Here is a 21,577-nt window from a genome sequence, read left to right on the forward strand (position 1 = left end):
TGATCAGATGCCGGATAGTTTTACTGAAACTGCTGTGGTGAAGAAACCGGATTCCATTCTGTTTGTATGCGGGATGAATGCAATCCGTTCACCAATGGCGGAAATTCTCACCCGCTCGTTAGTGAACGGCAAAACCTATGTGGCTTCAGCCGGTGTTACACGCGGTGAGCGTGATATGTTTGTTGATGCCGTTTTGGAAGAAGAGGGGTTGTCGCTGAATGAAAGACAGCCTGTCGGACTTGAAGAACTGAATGACGGTTATTTCGATCTGATTATCACACTGACACCACAGGCACATCATGTGGTTCTGGAGCGGATGCGCAGTTTCGCAGCCAATGTGGAATATTGGCCGATGCCGGACCCGACATTGGTGACCGGTTCGCGCGAGCAACGGTTGGCCGCTTATCGCGATGTGCGGGATCGTCTGAAACAAAAAATTACAGAGCGCTTTCTGCAATAAGTGCTAAGACGTGCTAAATTTGATAGTGAGTCCTGCATATGCTATGGGCATTCAGGGCTGTTTATGCACCTTAAATCCGGCATTTCATGCTTTTTATGTATCATTAGCGTGGTTTTGAGCCTGTTTTAGGGTGTCAAAGAGCTAGTTTTATCAGTTCAACATTTCAGTTGTTCACAAACGGACTCTAATCATATAGGTTCCGCGCAAAATCAGACCTTCTGCATGATGCAGATTTATTAAACTAAAAGACAGGTACCATATGGCTAAAGAAGAAGTCCTTGAGTTCCCGGGCGTTGTAACGGAACTTTTGCCGAATGCTATGTTTCGCGTAAAGCTCGAAAACGAACATGAAATTATCGCTCATACCGCTGGTCGTATGCGCAAAAACCGTATTCGCGTTCTGGCGGGTGATAAGGTACTGGTGGAAATGACCCCTTATGACCTGACCAAAGGTCGTATTACCTACCGCTTTAAATAAAATTTCTGCTGCCGGACTCTATTCTGACCATGAAGACACCAATGTCCCATCCTCTGGTTCTGGCCTCGGCATCGCCGCGGCGTATTGAGCTTCTGGCGCAAATCGGTATTGAACCCGCTTTTTTGCAACCGGCTGATATCAATGAGACACCGCAGCGTCTGGAACATCCCCGTTCGCTCGCAAAGCGTTTGTCTTTTCAAAAAGCGGAAAAAGCAAAAGAAAAGCTGCAGAATGATGCGGAGTATAAATCCGCTTTCATTCTTGCAGCTGATACTGTTGTTGGCGTCGGACGGCAGATTCTGCCCAAAGCGGAGAGTGAAGATGTGGCGCTTGATTGTCTGCGTCTGCTTTCCGGCCGTGCCCATAAAGTATTTACCGGTGTTTGTCTGATCACGCCGAAGGGCAGTGTGAGGCAGACGCTGGTTGAAAGCCGTGTGCGTTTTGACCGGTTGAGCCGTCGCCAGATGGATGCTTATATCAGCTCCGGTGAATGGCGCGGTAAAGCGGGCGGCTATGCTATTCAGGGGCTGGCGGGCAGCTTTATCGTTAAGCTGGTCGGTTCCTATAGTAATATTGTCGGTTTACCGCTGCATGAAACACAGGCTCTGCTGGAAGGTGAAAAGTTTCCGGTCTATGAGCAGTGGCATGAAGGCAAAGTGTGATGAGTGAAGACGACAAACCTGCCGGTTCCTATGAAAATGTAACGCCGTTGCGCCCGACACGGCCTTGCCCAGAATGCGGCAAACCCTCAACACGCGACTCTTATCCGTTTTGCTCGCCGCGCTGCCGCAGTGTTGATCTCAATCGTTGGTTGTCTGATGCCTATGTCATTCCGGGCAAACCTATCGACGACAGCGATCAGGAAAACAGCTAACGAATTAATAGAGGAAGACAAATGAAATTTCTGATTGTCTTCCTCGGTGCGGGAATTGGTGGTGCAGCCCGTTACGGCACGGGGTTGTTGTTTGCCCGTTTTGCGGCGCTCACTGTATTCCCGATCAGTACTTTCATCGTCAACATTGTCGGCTCACTATTGATGGGGCTGATTATCGGCTTTTTCACCATGCGCAGCGGGCAGGGTGTAGCTCTGTCCGATAGCTGGAAGCTGTTTCTGACCACCGGTATTATGGGCGGTTTCACAACCTTCTCGGCCTTCTCACTGGAAACAGTGCTACTGATGGAAAACGGCAATATCGGCACCGCGCTGGTCTATATTCTGTCTTCTGTGATCTTAGGTGCAACAGCCTTGCTGGCAGGGCTTTATCTGATGCGCCTGATTTAAAAGCGCGTATCACCACATTTCGATATGGATTTTGGAGCCGTCGCTGAAGCGATTGATGTGGAATGGTGCAGGGTCAACCACAGGACGCTCATTGGTCACCATATCAGCAATCAGCTTGCCTGCTCCGGGGCCGATACCAAAGCCATGGCCGGAGAAGCCGGTGGCGGCAATACAATTTGGTATATGATCCAGTGGTGAAATCACCGGTACAATATCCGGTGTCGTATCAATCAGGCCAGCCCATTGCTGGGCGATCTGCGCATTTTTGAAAGCGGGCAATGCCTGTTGCAGCGCTTTGAAGACGGCCAGATTGGCAGCCTTATGAGGTTCAGGATCAAGGATACGGATTTTCTCAAAAATTGATGTCTGGTCTGCGGGGCGTAGCTTCCACTCAAAAGCTTCCTCTATGAAACGCTGGCCAAACCGCAACCGTACGCTTTTCCATTCAGTACGCAGAGCCGGAATGAATTTTGGCAAAAAGCGGAAACTGTCCGGCACAATATCAGCGATACTGCCCGACAGGTTGGCAACTGTATAGCCGCCGTCCATCCGCTTGCGCAGTGCAAAATCAGAGAAAGCAATGGCAGCATCAACACCGGCCTCGACCGGTGTTGTCCGCAAAACCGATGAGCGCATTTTTAGCTGCGGCAGCGTTATACCGAGATCAGAGCAGATCAGGCGGGACCAGCTGCCGCCTGCGACCACGATTGCTTCACACTCAATAGCGCCCTGTTCGGTGATAACACTGCTGACGCGGCCATTGGTGGTTTCAATACGGCGGACGGCACAATTTTGCATAATAATAGCGCCGAGTTCGCGCGCTTTCTCTGCCATGGCAGGCGCTGCTTTTTGCGGTTCGGCGCGGCCGTCAGCGGCGGTATAAAGTGCGCCATAGAGCTGGCGCTGTAAGCCGGGCACCAATGCCTCGGCCTGCTGTTTGCCAACAACCTGACCGTCGATGCCGTGTTCTTTGGCGATCTGCACCCATTCACGCCATTTTTCAAGATCTTCTTCTTTTTCTGCTGCAAAAGCGATGCCGGTTGTGCGGAAACCGGTTTCCCGTCCGGTCAGTGCATTCATCTGCTGCCACAGTTTCATGCTCTCAACAATCATCGGCATTTCGCGGGAGTCGCGCCCTGTATGGCGGCACCAGCCCCAATTGCGGCTGGATTGCTCGCCTGCAATCACACCTTTTTCAAGCAGGGTTACAGGAATGCCGCGCTGTGCCAGAAACAACGCCGCAGACACGCCGATAATACCGCCGCCAATAATGACGATCTGTGTCTTCTTCGGGAGTGACGGGGATGACTGGACGCTGTCTGTCTGCGGACCCATGGGATGTTCCTGTAAGCTTTTTCAATTTTGTGCTGCAGCTTCGGCTATTCTGCATGATTCGACAATTGCAGAAAAACACACAGCAGAGCCGCTGTTTTGTAAAATTCCTGTCATATTTTGCTCTGATTATAGCCTCTCAACCAATTTAATAGATAATTTGCCTGCGAGTTTTTCCACATATTGTGCAAAAGCTGTAAAAAACGGAAATTTTGTGCCTGAGTTGGGGAAATAGCGGACATAAGTTGCAATCAAGCACTTGCTATTACGCGGGTCAAAACCACATAATAACAACCGGATTTAACGAGATAATTTCGTTTTGAGGCAGCAGTTTTAAAAATCAAAACTGCTCGTAATTGATTTGAGGAGGCCGGCGCGGATGGTGACGGACGGAAAAGTCCTTTTTTTGCTCATCACACTGCCATTTATTGGCTGCGCCCTTACAGGTCTGCTCAGATCGAATGACCGGCAAGTTGCTGTCTGGTTTGCAGGTCTTACCGCATTAGCGGCTCTGCTGCTGACAATTGCTCTTTATCCTTATGTTGCGAACGGAAAAGTCCTGCATACACAATTGGCATGGCTGCCTGCCTATGGTCTCAATGTCACGTTGCGGATGGACGGTTTAGCTTGGTTGTTTGCCATGCTGGTCACCGGTATCGGCCTGCTGGTTGTGATCTACGCACGCTACTATATGTCGTCGGAAGATCCGGTGCCGCGCTTTTTCTCATTCTTTTTGGCCTTTATGGGCGCAATGCTCGGTGTGGTACTGTCCGGCAATATGATCCTGATGGTCGTGTTCTGGGAGCTGACCAGTATCTTCTCATTCCTGCTGATCGGTTACTGGTATCAGAATGTCAGTGCCCGTGACGGTGCGCGTATGGCTCTGACTGTTACCGGTCTTGGCGGCTTTGGTCTGCTGGTCGGGGTTTTGCTGCTTGGCCATATGGTTGGCAGCTATGAACTTGATGTTATTCTTGCCTCCGGCGATATCATTAAAAACCATCCGCTTTATACGGTTGCATTGGTGCTGATCCTGCTTGGCACTTTTACCAAGAGTGCGCAGTTTCCGTTCCATTTCTGGCTGCCGAATGCGATGGCCGCGCCAACGCCGGTTTCTGCCTATCTGCATTCTGCGACGATGGTAAAGCTCGGCGTGTTTTTGATGGTACGGATGTGGCCGGCACTGGCGGGAACAGAAGAATGGTTCTGGCTGCTCGGTCTTGCGGGTCTCACCACTTTGCTGCTCGGTGCATGGTTTGCGCTGTTCCAGCAGGATCTTAAAGGTCTGCTGGCCTATTCAACAATCAGCCATCTGGGACTGATTACAGCTTTGCTGAGCCTTGGCAGTCCGCTTTCTGCGGTTGCCGCGATTTTCCATATGGTCAATCATGCGATTTTCAAAGCCTCGCTGTTTATGGCTGCGGGTATTATCGACCATGAAACCGGCACGCGAGATTTGCGAAAACTGAGCGGGTTGTTCCGCTTCATGCCGGTGACAGCGACACTTGCGATGGTTGCCAGTGCGGCAATGGCCGGTGTGCCGCTGCTGAACGGATTTATCTCCAAGGAAATGTTCTTCGCTGAGGCGGTGGAAACACATCTGTCCTCATGGCTGGATACAGCAACCCCTTATGTGGCGACGCTCGCCAGTGCTTTCAGCGTGGCCTATTCGATCCGCTTTATCTATTCGACTTTCTTTGGTCCTGCGCCGGTTGACCTGCCGCATACGCCAAAAGAGCCGCCGCAATGGGTGCGTTTCCCGATTGAGTTGTTGGTTCTGCTCTGCCTGTTGATTGGTATTGTACCGACACTGATTGTCGGACCGTTCCTGCATACCGCAGTTCTCTCTGTGCTTGGTAGTGAAACACCACAATATAGTCTTGCGATCTGGCACGGCTTTAATGTGCCGCTGCTTATGAGTGTGATTGCGCTGCTCGGCGGTACGTTGGTCTTTATGCTGATGAAAAACTATCTGGCCAAGTGTGACGAGGGGCCGCCATTGCTGCGCCATCTCAATGGTCAGCGTATTTTTGAACTGGTGCTGGTCACCGTGTCATGGAAATGGGCGCGTAGCATTGAAAGCCGGTTCGGCACACGCCGCCTCCAGCCGCAAATGCGGGTGCTGATCCTGATTGCTGTTATTGCTGGTGCATGGCCGGTTTATCAGGCTGGTCTGCATATGGGGCCATTGGCGCCAATGCCGGTTGATCCGGTCTTCGCAACCGTCTGGCTGATTGGCGCGCTTTGTGCTGTCGGCGCGGCCTATCAGGCGAAATATCATCGTCTGGCATCGCTGATGTTGCTTGGCGGCGCGGGGCTTGTCACCTGCTTTACCTTCGTCTGGCTGTCGGCCCCTGATTTGGCCGTGACACAGTTGCTGGTGGAAATCGTGACCACCGTTTTGTTGCTGCTTGGCTTGCGCTGGCTGCCAAAACGCTGGCAAGAAGATGAAAATGCGAGCATACCATTTGTGCCGCGCATCCGTCGTTACCGCGATTTGATTATTGCGCTGGCTGGTGGCGGCGGCATGGCTGTTGTTGCCTATGCAATGATGACGCGTTTCAGCCCTGCTACATTGGCGGATTACTTCCTCGCGAACTCCTATTCGGAAGCGGGCGGTAAAAACGTGGTCAATGTGTTGCTGGTGGATTTCCGCGGATTTGATACGCTGGGCGAAATTACGGTGCTTGGTATTGTCGGCCTGACAGTTTATGCGCTGTTGCGTCGTTTCCGTCCGGCATCCGATACGATTGAATCCCCGCAACAGCAGAAAATCCAGAACGCCTATGATGCGGCTGATCCGGAGCGCGATGCAGGTGCAACACTGTCCGAATATCTGGCTGTGCCATCTGTTATCATGCAATATCTGTTCGGTGTGATTGTCGTTTTCGCTATGCATTTACTGCTGCGCGGTCATGATTTGCCGGGTGGTGGTTTCGCTGCCGGTATCACCATGGCAATCGGCTTTATCCTGCAATATCTGGCTTTCGGTACGCGTTGGGTGGAAAGCCATTTGCGTATTCTGCCCGTTAAATGGATGGGCTTCGGCCTGCTCACCGCTGCGGCAACGGGCGCCGGATCGTTTTTTGCCGGTTATCCGTTCCTCACCACCTATTTCGATTATGCAGATGTGCCGCTGATCGGCAAAATGCCGGTCGCATCAGCACTGCTGTTTGATATCGGTGTGTTTACGTTGGTGGTGGGTGCAACCGTTCTGATGCTGATTGCCTTGGCGCACCAGTCTATCCGTCATCGCCGCTCGGAAAAAACACAATCGGAACAGGCCGAACAAGCTGTACTCATTAAGCAAGGAGAGGGACGGTAATGGAACTTATTCTTGCACTTGGTATCGGTATTCTCACAGCATCCGGCCTTTGGTTGTTGCAGCGTCCGCGTACTTTTCAGGTGATTATCGGCCTGTCGCTGATTTCCTATGCGGTCAATCTGTTCATCTTCAGCATGGCCAGCCTGCGTCAGGATTCTGCGCCTATTCTCGGTGATCAGCCCGATCCAGCGCTTTATACCGATCCGTTACCGCAGGCGCTGGTTCTGACAGCGATTGTGATCGGCTTTGCCATGACGGCGTTGTTTCTGGTGGTGATGCTGGCTTCCCGCGGTCTGACCGGTACAGACCATGTTGACGGCAGGGAGAGCCAGTAATGCTGAATTGGCAAGACCATCTGATTATTGCGCCCATTTTGCTGCCGCTGGTAACTGCCGCACTGTTGCTGCTCTATGATGAGCGCCGCCGTGTATTGAAATCCGCGATCAGCATTGTTGCGACTTTTATGTTGTTTGTCGTGGCGATTATGCTGGTCAATATGGCGAATACGCCGGACGACCGTGTTATCCCTTATTTGCTCGGTAACTGGCCTGCACCCTATGCTATTGTGCTGGTGCTGGATCGCTTCTCGGCGATGATGGTGTTGCTGACCAGTATTCTCGGACTGGCTGCACTTTGCTTTTCACTGGCGCGCTGGCACAAAGTCGGTTCGCATTTCCACACCCTGTTCCAGCTGTTGCTGATGGGGCTGAACGGGGCATTCCTGACCGGCGATCTGTTCAACCTGTTTGTGTTTTTTGAAGTGCTGCTGGCTGCCTCTTACGGGCTGGTCTTGCACGGAACGGGTGCAACCCGCGTTAAAGCCGGGCTTCATTATATTGCTATCAACCTTGCGGCATCATCGCTGTTCCTGATCGGTGTCAGCATGATTTACGGGGTGACCGGAACGCTGAATATGGCCGATCTGGCACAGCGTATTCCGGAAGTACCCGCAGAAGACCTGATGTTCCTGCAGGCCGGTGGTGCAATTCTCGGCACAGCCTTTCTGGTGAAAGCCGGAGCATGGCCGCTGAACTTCTGGCTGCCGACAACCTATACGGCTGCGGCCGCACCGGTTGCAGCATTGTTTGCGATCATGTCCAAGGTCGGCATCTATGTGCTGCTGCGACTATCCCTGTTGTTCTTTGGTGAATTGACGCCGAGAACGGCTGGTTTTGGGGATGCGGCGCTGTTTTATATCGGTTTGGCGACGATCGCTTTCGGTCTGATCGGGGTGCTGGCCTCGCAGGCACTGGGGCGCATTGCCGGTTATAGTGTGCTGGTGTCGTCCGGTACATTGCTGGCCGCCATCGGCACCGGCAATGTGGCGGTTACGGGGAGTGCGCTGTTTTATATGGTTAGCTCAACGCTGACGATTTCGGCTTTTTTTCTGCTGATCGAGCTGGTGGAGCGCGGACAGGATGCCGCCGCGAACGTGCTTGCAGTGACGATTGAAGCCTATGGTGACGAAGAAGAAGAAGAGGAAGATGAAGTCGGCACAGTGCTGCCCGCGACACTTGCTATTCTCGGAGCCTGTTTTGCCGTCAGCGCGATTTTGCTGATCGGCCTGCCGCCGTTCTCCGGTTTTGTTGCAAAAATTTCGCTGCTGTCGGCATTGTTTAATCCGGCTGGCATGGGCACAGATACACCGATTTCAGCGGCAAGCTGGGTCTATGTGGCGCTGATTATTCTTTCCGGCGTTGCAGCACTGATTGCGATGTCGCGCTCTGGTATCCGTACTTTCTGGGCATCAATGGAAGGCAATGTACCACGTGTACTGGTGATCGAATTGGTGCCCGTCGCAGCTTTGCTGTTTTTGTGCCTTGCGCTGACCATTCAGGCAGCACCGGTGATGCGTTATCTTGATGCTACGGCACAGGCACTGCATCGCCCGCATAATTATATCGATCATGTGCTGGATGCAAAACGGTCAGCCGGATTTGAGCCGATGATCAGCACGACACCGGCTGCGAAGGGAGACGCACAATGAGATCATTGTTTCCCCATCCTATTCTGTCTTTAAGCTTCTGGGTGATGTGGCTGTTGCTGAGCGGTTTCACACCGGGACATGCCATTCTCGGCTTTTTTGTTGCCGCAGGTGCAGGGCTGGCGTTTACCTCACTTGATCCCGAACCGGTGCGCGTGCGCTCGCTACGGGCAATTATCGAGCTAATCTGGCGGGTAATTGTTGATATTTTCTGGTCGAATGTGGCGGTCATCAAGATCATTCTGTTTGACCGACAAGAGCGCAAAGCCGGTTTTGTAACCATTAGCCTGCAATTGCGCGGACGTCTTCCGCTGGCCATTCTGGCCTGTATTGTCACCTCCACACCCGGCACCGCATGGGTTAATTTTAATCCGGCAACAGGCGTTCTTCTGATCCATATTCTGGACAAGGCGGGCGAGGACGAATTTCGTGCGGTCATTAAACAGCATTATGAACGCCTGCTGATGGAGATTTTCACATGAGCACAGTGATTTTGTCATGGGCGCTGCTGATATCGCAGCTTTGTCTGAGTGTGGCTTTGATCTGCGCCGCCTACCGGTTGATTGTCGGTCCGCGCGCGCAAGATCGTATACTGGGGCTGGATACGCTTTATGCAACAATGATGATGCTGTTTATCACATTCGGCATCCGCACCGGTACGTCGATCTATTTTGAAGCAGCACTCGTCATTGGCCTGCTGGGCTTTGTTTCCAGCGTGGCACTGGCAAAATTCCTGATGCGCGGCGAGGTGATCGAATGAACCATACAGCTGAGCTTCCTCTCTGGACTGCGATCGTCGTTTCAGTGTTTTTACTGATCGGATCACTTATTACAATGATCGGTGCCATCGGTCTGATCCGCTTTAAATTGTTCTATGAACGGATTCACGCCCCCACACTTGGCACAACTTTTGGGGTCGGCGGCATTCTTATTGCATCAATTATTTTCTTTACGGTCTTGCAATCGCGTCCGGTTTTGCATGAACTGTTAATTACCGCTTTTGTGTTTGTGACAACGCCGGTAACACTGATGCTATTGACGCGGGCGACCATGCATCGCGATAAAACGGATGATAGCAGGCAATTGCCGACATCAACCGATCTTTATTAGCGATTTTGGGCTTGTCCCTTCTCTGATTTGTGTTGCGACTTATTGTCCAAACCAGCTTTGCGGGTTGCGGAGGAGCAACAATAATAATATCTGAATTTCAGTAATTTCTGAAAGTTCAGGAAATACGGGAGCAGTCGAATTGGAATTGTCACCAACCGTACAATCATTTGTACTTCACTTCGGTGAAATGGGCAGCCGCTGGGGTATCAACCGCACGGTCGGGCAGATTTATGCCTTGCTCTATCTTTCTAAAGATCCGCTCTGTGCTGATCAGATCGTGGAGGGGCTCGGCGTCTCACGGTCAAATGTGTCTATGGGTATCCGTGAACTGCAAGGCTGGAATCTGGTGCTGCTAAAGCATATTCCGGGTGACCGGCGCGATTTCTACTCAACACCGGGCGATGTCTGGCAAATTCTGCGCACACTCGCTGAAGAGCGCAAAAAGCGTGAAGTCGATCCGACCCTGAGCGTGCTGCGTGAAATTCTCATGGAAAAGCCGTCCACAGAGAGTGATGCATTTGCGCAAACACGTATGAGCGATATGCATGGTCTGATCGAGCGTCTGACCAACTGGTATGATGATGTTAAATCTCTGGAAACGGAACGACTGACCATGCTTTTGAGCATGGGCTCTAAAGTCACGCGTTTTCTGGAAGCTAAAGATAAGATTGTTTCGTTGGGCCGTAGCCGGCCGCAGAAAAAAGAGGGGCAATCGGATTGAGTGAAACATTAGCCGGTTCCGCTGCACGTCCCCCTAATATGGCAGCGCCCCGGCAAAATCCCGCCTCCGAAATGATTGCAGCGACTGACAGCGATAATGCTGCTGGCGCTGCAAAACCATCTGTGCGCCGTCGTAAAAGAAGGCCGCAGCCGGAAAATTTACGCAAAGGCAGCTGGTTGCAGGCCTTGGTAGCGCTGATCTGGCTGCCGCAGGCGGGGTTGATGGCTTATGCAATCAATGAACTGACCGTCAGCGGTAAAGTCAGCAATTTGCTGATGATTGCTGCCGGTATTTTTGCACTTGGCCTGTTGCGAACAGCCATGCAAAGTGCCGGTGAGCGCATTGCTTATAAAGCATCGCGCACGGCATTGTCTGATTTGCGTGCAAAATCTGTGGCAGCTCTGGCAGCCCGCTCCCCGCTGGATCGCAATCGTGCGGCATCGGGTGAGGCGGCAAGTATTCTGGCAGAACAGGCCGAGATGATCGTGACCTATTGGTCGCGCTATCAGCCAGTACAGATGAAAGTCATGACAGTACCATTTGTCTTTCTTGCTGCGGTTCTGTGGTATTCTTGGGCGGCGGCACTGGTTCTGCTGGTTGCTGCTCCGCTTATTCCGGTTTTTATGGCGCTGATCGGTTATCGCGCCAAAGCTGCGAGTGAAGAGCAGCTGGTAGAAATGGGGCAGATGAACGGATTTCTGCTCGACCGTTTGCGCGGTCTTGCCACCATTCGTACATTCCATGCTGTTGATCTGACTGCACAACGGCTGCGCAATAATGCGGAAACGCTGCGCGAAAAAACCATGATTGTGCTGCGGATTGCGTTTTTGTCCTCGGCGGTGTTGGAACTCTTCTCGGCACTGGGCGTGGCCATGGTCGCGGTTTACATCGGTTTCCATCTGCTCGGCGAACTGAACTTTGGTGCATGGGGCGCGACGCTGACACTGGGGCAGGGGCTGTTTATTCTGCTGCTGGCACCGACATTTTTTGAGCCACTGCGTGAACTATCGGCCGTCTGGCATGACCGTGCAGCCGGTGAAGCGGCAATTGACGCACTGGAAAATATCAGCGCCGGTGGCATGCGCCTGACCGCTGTAGGCGCTTCCTCACAATCTGAAGAAGAGGCAGATAACAACCATGCTATCTGTCTGCGTGATGTCGATTTCAATTATGACAGCAGCGATGAAGCTGAATTGCTGAGTGGCTTTAATCTGGCGATTGCCAAAGGCGAGCATGTGGCGCTCTTGGGGCCAAGTGGTGCCGGTAAATCGACAATTCTGGCGATGATGGCGGGTCTGATTGCACCGCGCAATGGCGATGTGCTGATCAACGGCACAGTGCTGGATCAAAACAGTGCTGAAATCTTGCGCGAACAAGTCTCGTGGATCGGGCAGAAACCGCATATTTTCTCCGGTTCTGTCCGTGCGAATATTACATTGGGGCGTGATAGCTTTACGCTGAATGATGTGCAGGGTGCTTTAAAAACAGCGGCACTCGATAGCGTTGCTTCAGCGGCTGCCGCCACTGATCTTGGTGAAAATGGCACTGGCTTGTCCGGCGGTGAAGGCTTGCGTCTGGCTCTGGCAAGGGCTGCGTTGAAATCCGGCGCGGAGATTATCTTTGCCGATGAGCCGACCGCGCATCTGGATAGTGAGACTGCTGCCAAGGCTACGCAGGGTTTGCTGGCAATGGCGCAGGGCAAGACTTTGATCGTTGCAACCCATGACGAAGAACTGGCGCGCAAAATGGGACGGGTGATCCGTGTGGATAAAGCCACCGACGCGCAGAGCCTGCATATTCATGCGGATAGCAATGATGAAATCGTCTCAATAACTTCAGAGCGGAGGGCAGCAGAATGAAAAAGCTCGCAGTTCTTAAACCCGTTCTGACACTTTTCTTCTCTGAGAAACGCGCTAAATTATGGGCTGGCATGTTGCTTGCGGCGATGACAGTGCTATGCGGTATTCTGCTGCTAGGTCTGTCCGGCTGGTTTATCACGGCCACAGCAATCGCCGGTCTGGCAACGGCCTCAGCTCTGGCTTTTGATGTTTTTGCACCGGCTGCGGGTATTCGTCTGCTGGCGATTTTGCGTACAGCATCGCGCTATGCCGAGCGACTGGTGACGCATGATGCGACATTGGCCGTACTGGCGGCGATGCGGGAGAAACTGTTCCGTAGCTGGGCAGCACCACAGGCCGCCAAAACACTGCTGCGCCGCCCAAGCCGCCTGCTGTTCCGCCTGACCGCAGATATTGATGCTCTCGATGCTTTGTATCTGCGGGTGCTGGTTCCTGCTGCAGCGGCTTTTGTCACCATGCTGGTTGTCGGTGTTGCCTTCTGGCTGATCGATTCAACATTCTCGCTGGCGATGGTGCTTGTTCTGCTTGTTGCGGGCTTTGGTCTGCCGGTGGTTGCAGCACTCTGGGCGATGAAGCCGATGCGCCGCCGCGCCAAGGCTGTGGAGGCTGTGCGCGCACGCAGTATTGATCTGGTTTCCGGCCAGACAGATTTGCTGATGGCCGGACGTTTACAAGCACAAAGCGTCAGTATCTGCGTGGCAGATCAGCGTTTGTCCAATGCTGATGATCATCTCAACCGCATTGAAGTTTCCGTCGGTGCCGGTTTTGGCATTGCCAGTGTGCTGCTGCTCTGTGTTGCGTTACTGGGCGGTGTCTGGCTTGCAGAAGCGGGTGTGATTTCGCCTGCCGTTGCGGCATTCGCTTTGCTGATGGCTTTGGGTGCAATGGAGCCTTTTGCGGCGCTGCGTCGTGGCGCAATGGAGCTTGGTCGCACGTTGATGGCAGCACAGCGTGTCGGCGATCGGTATAATACGAAGCCGTCTTTCTATGTGCCGGTACAACCGGCCAATCCGCAGGATGCCGTTTATCTTGAACACGTCGATATGCGCTATGAGGACAATGCGCCTCTGGTGTTGCAGGATATCAATCTGACTGTACGCAAGGGTGAAAAACTGGCCATTGTCGGAACCAGCGGCACAGGAAAATCGACGCTTATGGCACTGCTGGCCGGTGAAATGGCACAAACATCAGGTATCGTACGCCATGATGCGGCAACGCTGCTGACGCAGAAAACGCAATTGTTTCAGGATAGTCTGGCGGAAAATCTGCGTTTGGCACAACCGCAGGCGAGTGATGCTGAATTGATGCGAGTGCTGGAACTGGCAGGTCTGTCTGAGACAGTAACAGAGATGCCGCAGCAGTTGGAAACGATGCTCGGCGAGGGTGGGCTTGGCCTGTCCGGCGGTCAGGCACGTCGTCTCGCATTGGCACGGTTATTTCTGCACAATACGCCGCTCTGGTTGCTCGATGAGCCAACTGAAGGTCTTGATAAGGCCACTGCACAGGACATTTTGCAGAGTTTGGCGCAAGCCAGTGGTGGATCAGACACTGAAAACCGTACGATGATTATAGCGACCCACTTGCGCCGCGAGGCCGAAATTGCGGATCGTATTATAGTGATGAGCAATGGTCGTATGACGGTTGAAGCTCTGAAAGACACACCGGAATTTTCAGCCATTCTGGAAACGCTGAGACAAGTTTAACAATGGCCTGTCCGGCCCCATCGCCGGACAGGCTGACACCGACGCCTTTGAAAAGGAGGCTGCTTTTGAAGCACGATTTTGACGCATTATCGGAGTGCTGATCTGGCAAAAGCAGATCACATAATCTGATATTGAAAGCGGTTTTCTCCCAAGCGCCGCTTTCATCCCCATACTGTGAAACTCTTACAACCTGCCGGTATCTCTGGCGGGAGCGGATATTTGTATCTTGAATCTTAGAATTCGTATATTCTGGAAGACATCAGTTTACGTATCCGCCTGCAAGTATCTCACAGACCTTTCCGGCATTCGTGCCGGAGACACAGACTGTCTGATTTAACGCGCATTCTGGCCGGAAACGCCCCTGTTTCTGATCATAATGCGCTCAACAGGAGCGCCGCGCCCCCGCGGCGGATGATGATGGAACTAGATATTGTTTCACTATCCCGACTGCAATTTGCAGTCACCGCCATGTACCACTTTCTATTTGTGCCCCTGACACTCGGATTATCAGTTCTGCTGGCGATTATGGAGACGGTCTATGTGATGACCGGACGCCTGATCTGGCGGCAAATGACGAAATTCTGGGGTACATTATTTGGTATTAACTTTGTCACCGGTGTCGCCACCGGTGTGGTAATGGAATTTCAGTTCGGCATGAACTGGAGCTATTACAGCCATTATGTCGGCGATATTTTTGGCGCACCTCTGGCGCTGGAAGGGCTGATGGCGTTCTTTCTTGAAGCGACCTTTATCGGCTTGTTTTTCTTCGGCTGGGATCGTCTCTCCAGGATTGGCCATTTGACTGTCACCTATCTGATGGCGATCGGTTCTAACCTTTCCGCTTTGTGGATTTTGGTGGCCAATGGCTGGATGCAAAATCCGGTCGGCTCGCGGTTTAATCCTGAAACCATGCGTATGGAAATTACTGATTTCTTTGCCGTGGTTTTCAATCCGGTGGCGCAGGCGAAGGTGGTACATACGGTTTCCGCCGGTTATGTCACGGCTTCGATCTTTATTCTCGGTGTATCGGCTTGGTATATGCTCAAAGGCCGCCATCTGGAGATTGCCAAACGCTCCATGACAGTTGCTGCATCTTTTGGTCTGGCAGGTGCCTTGTCAGTTGTCGTCCTCGGCGATGAGAGCGGGTATCTAACCTCCGACCACCAGAGCATGAAAATGGCTGCGATTGAAGCAATGTGGGATACAGAGCCTGCACCGGCTTCTTTCACGGTGATCGGTTTGCCCGATCAGGAAAATCGTGTGACGCATTATGCCATTCATATTCCCTATGTGATGGGGCTGATTGGTACACGCTCACTGACTATTGAAATTCCGGGCATTAATCAGCTGGTTGTGCAAGCACAGGATCGTATCCGTGACGGTATGAAGGCCTATGATGCCCTGCAAACAATCAAAGCGACGCCACGTGGCTCAACCGCACCTGTTGAAGCGACCCAAGCCTTTGAAAAATATGGCGAGCATTTGGGTTATGGCCTATTGCTGAAGAAATATATTGATGATCCGCGTCTGGCGACAGATGAGCAAATCGTGGCAGCCGCCAATGATACGGTGCCGGGTGTGTTGCCGCTGTTTGTCGCGTTCCGCGTGATGGTTGCGCTCAGCATGTATTTCCTGCTGCTAACAGGGACATTCTTCTTCCTCTCCGCACGCAGAAAACTGGATAAGCATCGCTGGTTGCTCTGGGTTGCAGTGTTTTCGATCCCGTTGCCTTGGCTTGCCGCCGAAATGGGCTGGCTGGTTGCGGAATTCGGGCGTCAGCCATGGAGCATTGAAGGCGTGCTGCCAACGGCAGTGGCTGTTTCCAATCTCAGTCCGGTAACGGTGCTGATCTCGCTGGCCGGATTTATTCTGATTTACTCAACATTGTTCATTATTGAGATGGGCGTGATGATAAGGGCGATCCGCAACGGACCGCAACCGGATCATGCACCGGTTTCAGCGCCCTTTGCAAAGCCGGAACCGAGTAAACCAGCCACATTAGGGGAGGCAAAATAATGGTTTTGTCCGAACTTCTCGATTATTCAACTTTGCGTCTGATCTGGTGGGTGTTACTGGGTCTGCTGCTGATCGGCTTTGCCGCGATGGATGGTTTCGATCTGGGTATTGAAACCATGCTACCTTTTGTTGCCCGTACCGATCTGGAGCGCCGGATGGTGCTCGAAACCATTGAGCCGGTCTGGGAAGGCAATCAGGTCTGGCTCATTCTGGCCGGTGGCGCAATTTTTGCGGCATGGCCGCAGCTTTATGCGGTGTCATTCTCCGGGTTTTATCTGGCAATGTTCATCATTCTCTTTGCACTGATCCTGCGGCCTGTGGGCTTTAAATTCCGTAGTAAAAGAGAAAGCACCTTATGGCGCACCAGTTGGGATTGGGCGTTGTTTATAGGTGGTTTTGTACCATCGCTGATTTTTGGTGTGGCTGTCGGCAATGTTTTGCTCGGCGTACCGTTCCGTATTAACGACGACATGATGATCTTCTATGAAGGTTCCTTCTTTGCATTGCTGAACCCTTTTGCATTACTCGCAGGCTTAATGTCGGTGATTATGCTGGCAATGCATGGCTGTGTGTGGCTCTGCGTTAAAACAAGCGGCACAATTGCAGAGCGTGCCAGAAAATACGGCACAGTTTTTGCTCTGCTGACTGTCGTCTTCTATGGAGCTGCCGGTTTTTATCTTTGGAAATCCGGTCTTGGCTACCGCATTACCAGTGAGATTGATCCGAATGGACCTTCCAACCCGCTGTATAAAACTGCTGTGGTGGAGCAAGGCGCATGGCTTGCCAATTATCTGCGATATCCGGCTCTCTGGGCAATTCCGGCTTTGGGACTGTTTGCGCCGTTTCTGGTCATTCTGGCCTTGTGGTTGCACCGTCCCGGCACAGCTTTGCTGTTCGGAAAGCTTTCGATCTTCGGGGTGATTACATCGGTTGGTGTGGCGATGTTCCCGTTCATCCTGCCGTCTTCACTGGATCCAAGTGCCAGTCTGACGGTGTGGGACAGTTCATCCAGCCATCTGACCTTGTTTATCATGCTGATTAGTACCGGCATCATGCTGCCGATCATCATGCTCTATACAAGCTGGGTTTATTATGTGCTGCGCGGCAAGGTCACGGAAAGCGATATGGAAGAGGGGCATTATTAAAATGGTATCTCTAATCACTCCCGTTTCCTGTTTATGATGAGGCTTTAAATGTGGTATTTTGCCTGGATATTAGGACTCCCTCTCGCAGCAGCTTTCGCAGTGCTTAATGCTATGTGGTACGAGCTGATGGATGATGCTGCCAAGCGTAAAGAACATGCACAGAGCGGTGCAGAGCAGAGAGCAGACAAAGCTGTTTAGTATTTGTTTGATGTTGTGCTGAAATACAGAACACCGGCCTGAATGTTCAGGCCGGTGTTTTTGCTTTTATATGACTTACAGCTTGTCTTCTAAACGCGGACACCGGTTTTGGGCAAAGACATGCGCAGAAACAAAAGACAGAGCATTTCGAGTCATTCAACTTAAATGCAAAATGCATTGGTCATACTATTATTGCTTGCAAGAACTTGCGATGGCGAACTGGTATTTTTGCCACACTTGTTGCGATGTAAATAAAATTTCGTATTTTGCACCTTGGCAAAACTATTTTCTCATTTATCTTGATTTCATCTGAAACACTGGCAAGAGGTAAGAGATGCGATCCTATCCATTTCCGTCGGTGCCCGGTGTTTATGCGGGCATTTCCAAGCTTTAGGTTCTTGGCCCGTTTGACAGGCCAAGACCTGTCCGCCCTCCCTGAAAGGGTGTCTTTATAAACTTCCTTATTTGCCGTGGCTGAAAAGCTGCACTTTTTTCTTTTAAAGGAACCAGACCCCGTCTTCGCGCGGGCTGGTATGATTAATATGACCCGGTTTCGAATAAATTTCCGCGGGCCTGCGTTCCGCAATGTTCTTGGCTACACTTTTGCGCATTGGCGGAAACAGCCTGTGCGTTTAAGTCTGATGATATTTGGTATGATGCTGGCAACCGCAGCGGATGTTCTGACGCCGCTTTATTCCGGCCGGTTAGTTGATGCGCTGTCATTGGGCAGCGACTCCGCATTGTCCGCAGCAATTGAAGCACTGGTCGTTTTGCTTGTGCTGGGTGCTGTTGCACTGATTACCCGACAGCTGACATTCTATGTGATTACCGATTTCACACTGAATATTATGAGTGATATGGCTGCCAGCGCCTTCGCGAGATTGCAGCGCTTTTCAACGGATTGGCATGCCAATGCCTTTGCCGGATCAACGGTGCGTAAAGTATCACGCGCCATGTGGGCGCTTGATCTGCTGAATGATACGCTGATTATTGCTTTGATGCCGTCTCTGTTGATGCTGGTGGGTTCTGTGGCTTTGCTCTCGTGGTACTGGCCGATGATGGGCTTGCTGGTAGCGATTGGCTCTGTGCTTTTTATCGTCTGTACCATTGTGATTTCGCTCGGCTTTGTTGCGCCTGCTGCAACATTGGCGAATAGCTGGGATACACGCATGGGTGGCGCATTAGCGGATGCAATTTCGTGTAATGCGGTAGTCAAAGCTTTTGGTGCTGAGGCGCGTGAGGATGCGCGACTTGAAAAAGTTGTCACTAAGTGGCGCGGACGCACACGCCGTACATGGCTGATTGGTACGCTGAATGGTTTTATTCAAGGCGCTAATCTGCTGGTGATGCGTGGTGTGGTGATTGCTTTTGCGCTGTATCTCTGGAGTCAAGGTAAAGCGACTGCCGGTGACATTACCTTTGTTTTGACAGCGTTTTTCATGTTGCAGGGCTATCTGCGTGATGTGGGTATGCATATCCGTAATCTGCAGCGTTCGGTCAATGATATGGAAGAACTGGTGCAGATTGAAGCGGAGCCTTACGGCATTGCAGATAAGCCGAATGCACCTGCCATTCAGATTGGAAATGGTGAGATCAGTTTTGACAATGTGACCTTCCATTACGGCAATCATGAGGACCCGCTTTATCGCGATTTCTCGGTAAAGATCGATGCCGGTGAGCGTGTTGGTCTTGTAGGTCATTCCGGTTCGGGCAAGACGACTTTCGTGAAGCTTATTCAGCGTCTTTATGATGTGAGCGGCGGTGCAATCCTGATTGACGGGCAGAATATTGCTGACATGACGCAGGCGTCACTCCGCTCGCAAATTGCCATTGTGCAGCAGGAACCTATTCTGTTTCACCGCACGCTGGCTGAGAATATTGCTTATGCACGACCAAGTGCGACACAGGCAGAGGTTGAAGAGGCGGCGCGGCTGGCAAGCGCGCATGACTTTATTAACCGGCTACCGAAAGGCTACTCTACGCTTGTTGGCGAGCGTGGGGTGAAGCTTTCTGGTGGTGAGCGTCAACGTGTGGCGATTGCCCGTGCCTTTCTGGCGGATGCACCGATCCTTATTCTGGATGAGGCAACCTCAAGCCTTGATTCAGAATCTGAAGTGCTGATCCAGCAGGCAATGGAGCGGCTGATGGTCGGGCGCACGACGCTGGTGATTGCACATCGTCTGTCGACTGTGCGTGCTCTCGACCGGTTGCTGGTATTCGATAAAGGCAAAATCGTTGAAGAAGGCGATCATGATGCGTTGATCCGCAAGTCTAAAGGTATTTATCGCCGTTTATTTGAACGACAGGCGCTGGAACTGACCAAAGGGCTGGAAGACGTTATTCTGTCGTAAAATCTTATGCGGAGCCTGTGCAAGGCTCCGCATATAGCATCCTCTACACCTTTGCACGCAATACTGCGTGCGACCGAGCGTGGTGCGGATTAATATACACTATTTGGATATTTCTTCGTCTTTATGGAAGAAGTGTCCTCCCTTTTGTAATAATAATTACACTATATTTTATGATATTTATTTTAAGTATAAGTGATATTTATATTATAATTGGATTTATGCTATAATGGATGAAGTCTCCTCGCAAATGAATGCTGAAATCACAACATTTGGCACAGGAAGTTCTGCCACAGGTGATTACAGTACAGCACTGAGCATCGACAGCGCAGCGACTGGTGTTGGCGCGACAGCCACCGGATATAAGAGTTTGGCTTCGGCGAATTTCAGTACTGCTTTTGGGACACTCAGTTCCGCTATTGGTCATAAGAACACCGCCATTGGCTATAAAAGCATGGCTTCAGCAAATTTTAGCACGGTGCTTGGTTCTGAGAGCCACGCATTAGGTGAAAACAGTACTGCGATTGGGGGTATCAGTATTGCTTCCGGTGAAGGTGCAACATCACTTGGTCAGGACAGTAAGGCCTCGGCCAGTTTTACGGCAGCGGTTGGCAGTTTAAGTCACGCTTCCGGCGAGGGTGCCGTTGCATTCGGCCATAGTAGCAGGGCTTCGGCATCTTTCACGACTGCAACTGGCAGTACAAGTATCGCAACAGCGCATTATAGTACTGCCTATGGTTATAATAGTCAGGCGACAGGTGAAAACAGTATAGCAACAGGTAGCATTAGTGGTGCCTCCGGTGAAGGTGGTACTGCGACCGGCCATTGCAGTGTTGCTTCCGGCGATTTCAGCACAGCGCATGGCTATAGAAGTAAAGCTTCGGCTGAGAACAGTACAGCCTCAGGCGGTAGCAGCGCTGCTACCGGCGAAGGCGGAACTGCGGCTGGTGGTTTCAGTGCAGCTTCCGGTGACTTCAGTACGGCTCTTGGTTATAGCAGTAAAGCTTCCTCTGAAAGTGGAACGGCACTGGGGGCACACAGCAGAGCTTCTGGTGAAGGGGCTACCGCTTCCGGCCATAATAGCAAAGCGACTGCTGAAAACAGTACCGCTTTGGGTTCGAATAGCCGTGCCTATGGTGATTTTAGCACGGCAATCGGCGCTCATAGCAAGGCGCATGGGGATTTTAGTATTGCGCTTGGTGCCAACAGCTCCACTGACGAGGTTGTTTCAACCGAAGGGATGACGGTTGCCGGACATGCTTATACATTTGCCGGTTCTGTTGCAAAAGGCACCATCAGTATTGGTAGCCACAGCCATGATGTGATTAATCGTACAATGACCAATCTCGCAGCTGGCCGGATAGAAAACGGCTCAACAGATGCCGTTAATGGTAGCCAGCTGTTTATTTTGAAAGAACTCATAGAAGAGATTTCGTCACGCTTGGATGAAATTTGTTCATTTAAGCAAATTAAGGGTGATGAGTGAAATATTGGTATTACTATAATTCACCTCTCAAATTTGCAGGCTATCCGATGATCGGTGGTCTACTAGTTCGTTTTGACGGCGCTAGAGCATAATTCCTTAAACTTGGATCCGTTTAGGGTAATATTATGCT

Annotated in this window: 20 protein-coding genes; 19 read left to right on the forward strand and 1 reads right to left on the reverse strand. The window is 51.7% G+C overall.

Annotated elements, in window-relative coordinates; translation table 11 throughout:
* Positions 1–7 precede the first annotated feature (7 nt).
* The 5 genes from QUF18_RS15330 to crcB all read left to right on the forward strand — a co-directional run bounded on the left by QUF18_RS15330 (position 8) and on the right by crcB (position 2,220).
* Complete coding sequence (locus tag QUF18_RS15330; RefSeq protein ID WP_289388183.1) at positions 8–460, forward strand: arsenate-mycothiol transferase ArsC; 453 nt, start codon at positions 8–10, stop codon at positions 458–460.
* Between the two features lie 259 nt (positions 461–719).
* Positions 720–938 (forward strand): translation initiation factor IF-1, encoded by a 219-nt coding sequence (infA, locus tag QUF18_RS15335; protein WP_002965531.1) that lies wholly within the window; start codon positions 720–722, stop codon positions 936–938.
* Between the two features lie 41 nt (positions 939–979).
* Positions 980–1,600 (forward strand): Maf-like protein, encoded by a 621-nt coding sequence (locus QUF18_RS15340; protein ID WP_289388121.1) that lies wholly within the window; start codon positions 980–982, stop codon positions 1,598–1,600.
* Positions 1,600–1,812, forward strand: coding sequence for a DNA gyrase inhibitor YacG (gene yacG, locus QUF18_RS15345; protein WP_289388122.1), 213 nt, complete (start codon positions 1,600–1,602; stop codon positions 1,810–1,812). The genes QUF18_RS15340 and yacG overlap by 1 nt, the downstream gene beginning before the upstream one ends.
* A 21-nt stretch (positions 1,813–1,833) precedes the next feature.
* Entirely contained in the window at positions 1,834–2,220 is a 387-nt protein-coding gene (gene crcB, locus QUF18_RS15350) for a fluoride efflux transporter CrcB (protein WP_289388123.1), read from the forward strand.
* Between the two features lie 9 nt (positions 2,221–2,229).
* Here the strand turns inward: crcB and QUF18_RS15355 are convergent, their stop codons facing one another.
* Positions 2,230–3,555, reverse strand: a complete 1,326-nt coding sequence (locus tag QUF18_RS15355; RefSeq protein ID WP_289388125.1) for an NAD(P)/FAD-dependent oxidoreductase — start codon at positions 3,553–3,555, stop codon at positions 2,230–2,232.
* 376 nt (positions 3,556–3,931) lie between these two features.
* On the opposite strand from QUF18_RS15355, the gene QUF18_RS15360 reads away from it, so the two are divergent.
* From QUF18_RS15360 to QUF18_RS15425, 14 genes are all read left to right on the forward strand, one after another.
* Positions 3,932–6,877: a monovalent cation/H+ antiporter subunit A gene (locus tag QUF18_RS15360; protein WP_289388127.1), complete on the forward strand. Its 2,946-nt coding sequence runs from the start codon at positions 3,932–3,934 to the stop codon at positions 6,875–6,877.
* A complete protein-coding gene (locus QUF18_RS15365) occupies positions 6,877–7,212 on the forward strand; it encodes a Na+/H+ antiporter subunit C (RefSeq protein ID WP_289388129.1) in 336 nt (111 codons plus the stop codon). Before QUF18_RS15360 ends, QUF18_RS15365 begins: the two co-directional genes overlap by 1 nt.
* 2 nt (positions 7,213–7,214) lie before the next feature.
* A complete protein-coding gene (locus QUF18_RS15370; RefSeq protein ID WP_289388184.1) occupies positions 7,215–8,864 on the forward strand; it encodes a monovalent cation/H+ antiporter subunit D in 1,650 nt (549 codons plus the stop codon).
* Positions 8,861–9,343, forward strand: coding sequence for a Na+/H+ antiporter subunit E (locus tag QUF18_RS15375; RefSeq protein ID WP_289388131.1), 483 nt, complete (start codon positions 8,861–8,863; stop codon positions 9,341–9,343). The genes QUF18_RS15370 and QUF18_RS15375 overlap by 4 nt, the downstream gene beginning before the upstream one ends.
* Positions 9,340–9,621, forward strand: coding sequence for a K+/H+ antiporter subunit F (locus tag QUF18_RS15380; protein WP_289388132.1), 282 nt, complete (start codon positions 9,340–9,342; stop codon positions 9,619–9,621). Before QUF18_RS15375 ends, QUF18_RS15380 begins: the two co-directional genes overlap by 4 nt.
* Positions 9,618–9,971 carry a monovalent cation/H(+) antiporter subunit G gene (gene mnhG, locus QUF18_RS15385; RefSeq protein WP_289388134.1) on the forward strand — a complete coding sequence of 118 codons (354 nt, stop codon included), beginning with the start codon at positions 9,618–9,620 and terminating at the stop codon, positions 9,969–9,971. Before QUF18_RS15380 ends, mnhG begins: the two co-directional genes overlap by 4 nt.
* A gap of 139 nt (positions 9,972–10,110) precedes the next feature.
* Positions 10,111–10,692: a GbsR/MarR family transcriptional regulator gene (locus QUF18_RS15390; RefSeq protein WP_289388135.1), complete on the forward strand. Its 582-nt coding sequence runs from the start codon at positions 10,111–10,113 to the stop codon at positions 10,690–10,692.
* A gap of 38 nt (positions 10,693–10,730) precedes the next feature.
* Positions 10,731–12,551 (forward strand): thiol reductant ABC exporter subunit CydD, encoded by a 1,821-nt coding sequence (gene cydD, locus QUF18_RS15395; RefSeq protein ID WP_374807192.1) that lies wholly within the window; start codon positions 10,731–10,733, stop codon positions 12,549–12,551.
* The gene (gene cydC, locus QUF18_RS15400; RefSeq protein WP_289388136.1) at positions 12,548–14,254 is read left to right on the forward strand and encodes a thiol reductant ABC exporter subunit CydC; all 1,707 of its coding nucleotides are present in this window, start codon (positions 12,548–12,550) and stop codon (positions 14,252–14,254) included. The genes cydD and cydC overlap by 4 nt, the downstream gene beginning before the upstream one ends.
* Positions 14,255–14,665: 411 nt before the next feature.
* Positions 14,666–16,270 carry a cytochrome ubiquinol oxidase subunit I gene (locus QUF18_RS15405; RefSeq protein WP_434547424.1) on the forward strand — a complete coding sequence of 535 codons (1,605 nt, stop codon included), beginning with the start codon at positions 14,666–14,668 and terminating at the stop codon, positions 16,268–16,270.
* Complete coding sequence (gene cydB / locus QUF18_RS15410) at positions 16,270–17,415, forward strand: cytochrome d ubiquinol oxidase subunit II (protein WP_289388137.1); 1,146 nt, start codon at positions 16,270–16,272, stop codon at positions 17,413–17,415. Before QUF18_RS15405 ends, cydB begins: the two co-directional genes overlap by 1 nt.
* Positions 17,416–17,463: 48 nt before the next feature.
* Positions 17,464–17,613, forward strand: a complete 150-nt coding sequence (gene cydX / locus QUF18_RS15415) for a cytochrome bd-I oxidase subunit CydX (RefSeq protein ID WP_289388139.1) — start codon at positions 17,464–17,466, stop codon at positions 17,611–17,613.
* A gap of 542 nt (positions 17,614–18,155) precedes the next feature.
* Positions 18,156–19,964, forward strand: coding sequence for an ABC transporter ATP-binding protein (locus QUF18_RS15420; RefSeq protein ID WP_289388188.1), 1,809 nt, complete (start codon positions 18,156–18,158; stop codon positions 19,962–19,964).
* Between the two features lie 226 nt (positions 19,965–20,190).
* Complete coding sequence (locus QUF18_RS15425) at positions 20,191–21,447, forward strand: hypothetical protein (protein WP_289388140.1); 1,257 nt, start codon at positions 20,191–20,193, stop codon at positions 21,445–21,447.
* The last annotated feature ends 130 nt before the right edge of the window (positions 21,448–21,577 follow it).

It is taken from the genome of Pseudochrobactrum kiredjianiae (genome assembly GCF_030362795.1).
GTDB classification, from domain to species: Bacteria; Pseudomonadota; Alphaproteobacteria; order Rhizobiales; family Rhizobiaceae; genus Pseudochrobactrum; species Pseudochrobactrum kiredjianiae.

Excerpts from the sequence above, each read along its gene's own strand:
- QUF18_RS15330 (WP_289388183.1), top strand. The coding sequence starts at position 8 with ATGCCGGATAGTTTTACTGAAACTGCTGTGGTGAAGAAACCGGATTCC.
- infA (WP_002965531.1), top strand. The coding sequence starts at position 720 with ATGGCTAAAGAAGAAGTCCTTGAGTTCCCGGGCGTTGTAACGGAACTT.
- QUF18_RS15340 (WP_289388121.1), top strand. The coding sequence starts at position 980 with ATGTCCCATCCTCTGGTTCTGGCCTCGGCATCGCCGCGGCGTATTGAG.
- yacG (WP_289388122.1), top strand. The coding sequence starts at position 1,600 with ATGAGTGAAGACGACAAACCTGCCGGTTCCTATGAAAATGTAACGCCG.
- crcB (WP_289388123.1), top strand. The coding sequence starts at position 1,834 with ATGAAATTTCTGATTGTCTTCCTCGGTGCGGGAATTGGTGGTGCAGCC.
- QUF18_RS15355 (WP_289388125.1), bottom strand. The coding sequence starts at position 3,555 with ATGGGTCCGCAGACAGACAGCGTCCAGTCATCCCCGTCACTCCCGAAG.
- QUF18_RS15360 (WP_289388127.1), top strand. The coding sequence starts at position 3,932 with ATGGTGACGGACGGAAAAGTCCTTTTTTTGCTCATCACACTGCCATTT.
- QUF18_RS15365 (WP_289388129.1), top strand. The coding sequence starts at position 6,877 with ATGGAACTTATTCTTGCACTTGGTATCGGTATTCTCACAGCATCCGGC.
- QUF18_RS15375 (WP_289388131.1), top strand. The coding sequence starts at position 8,861 with ATGAGATCATTGTTTCCCCATCCTATTCTGTCTTTAAGCTTCTGGGTG.
- QUF18_RS15380 (WP_289388132.1), top strand. The coding sequence starts at position 9,340 with ATGAGCACAGTGATTTTGTCATGGGCGCTGCTGATATCGCAGCTTTGT.
- mnhG (WP_289388134.1), top strand. The coding sequence starts at position 9,618 with ATGAACCATACAGCTGAGCTTCCTCTCTGGACTGCGATCGTCGTTTCA.
- cydD (WP_374807192.1), top strand. The coding sequence starts at position 10,731 with ATGGCAGCGCCCCGGCAAAATCCCGCCTCCGAAATGATTGCAGCGACT.
- cydC (WP_289388136.1), top strand. The coding sequence starts at position 12,548 with ATGAAAAAGCTCGCAGTTCTTAAACCCGTTCTGACACTTTTCTTCTCT.
- QUF18_RS15405 (WP_434547424.1), top strand. The coding sequence starts at position 14,666 with ATGATGATGGAACTAGATATTGTTTCACTATCCCGACTGCAATTTGCA.
- cydB (WP_289388137.1), top strand. The coding sequence starts at position 16,270 with ATGGTTTTGTCCGAACTTCTCGATTATTCAACTTTGCGTCTGATCTGG.
- cydX (WP_289388139.1), top strand. The coding sequence starts at position 17,464 with ATGTGGTATTTTGCCTGGATATTAGGACTCCCTCTCGCAGCAGCTTTC.
- QUF18_RS15420 (WP_289388188.1), top strand. The coding sequence starts at position 18,156 with ATGACCCGGTTTCGAATAAATTTCCGCGGGCCTGCGTTCCGCAATGTT.
- QUF18_RS15425 (WP_289388140.1), top strand. The coding sequence starts at position 20,191 with ATGGATGAAGTCTCCTCGCAAATGAATGCTGAAATCACAACATTTGGC.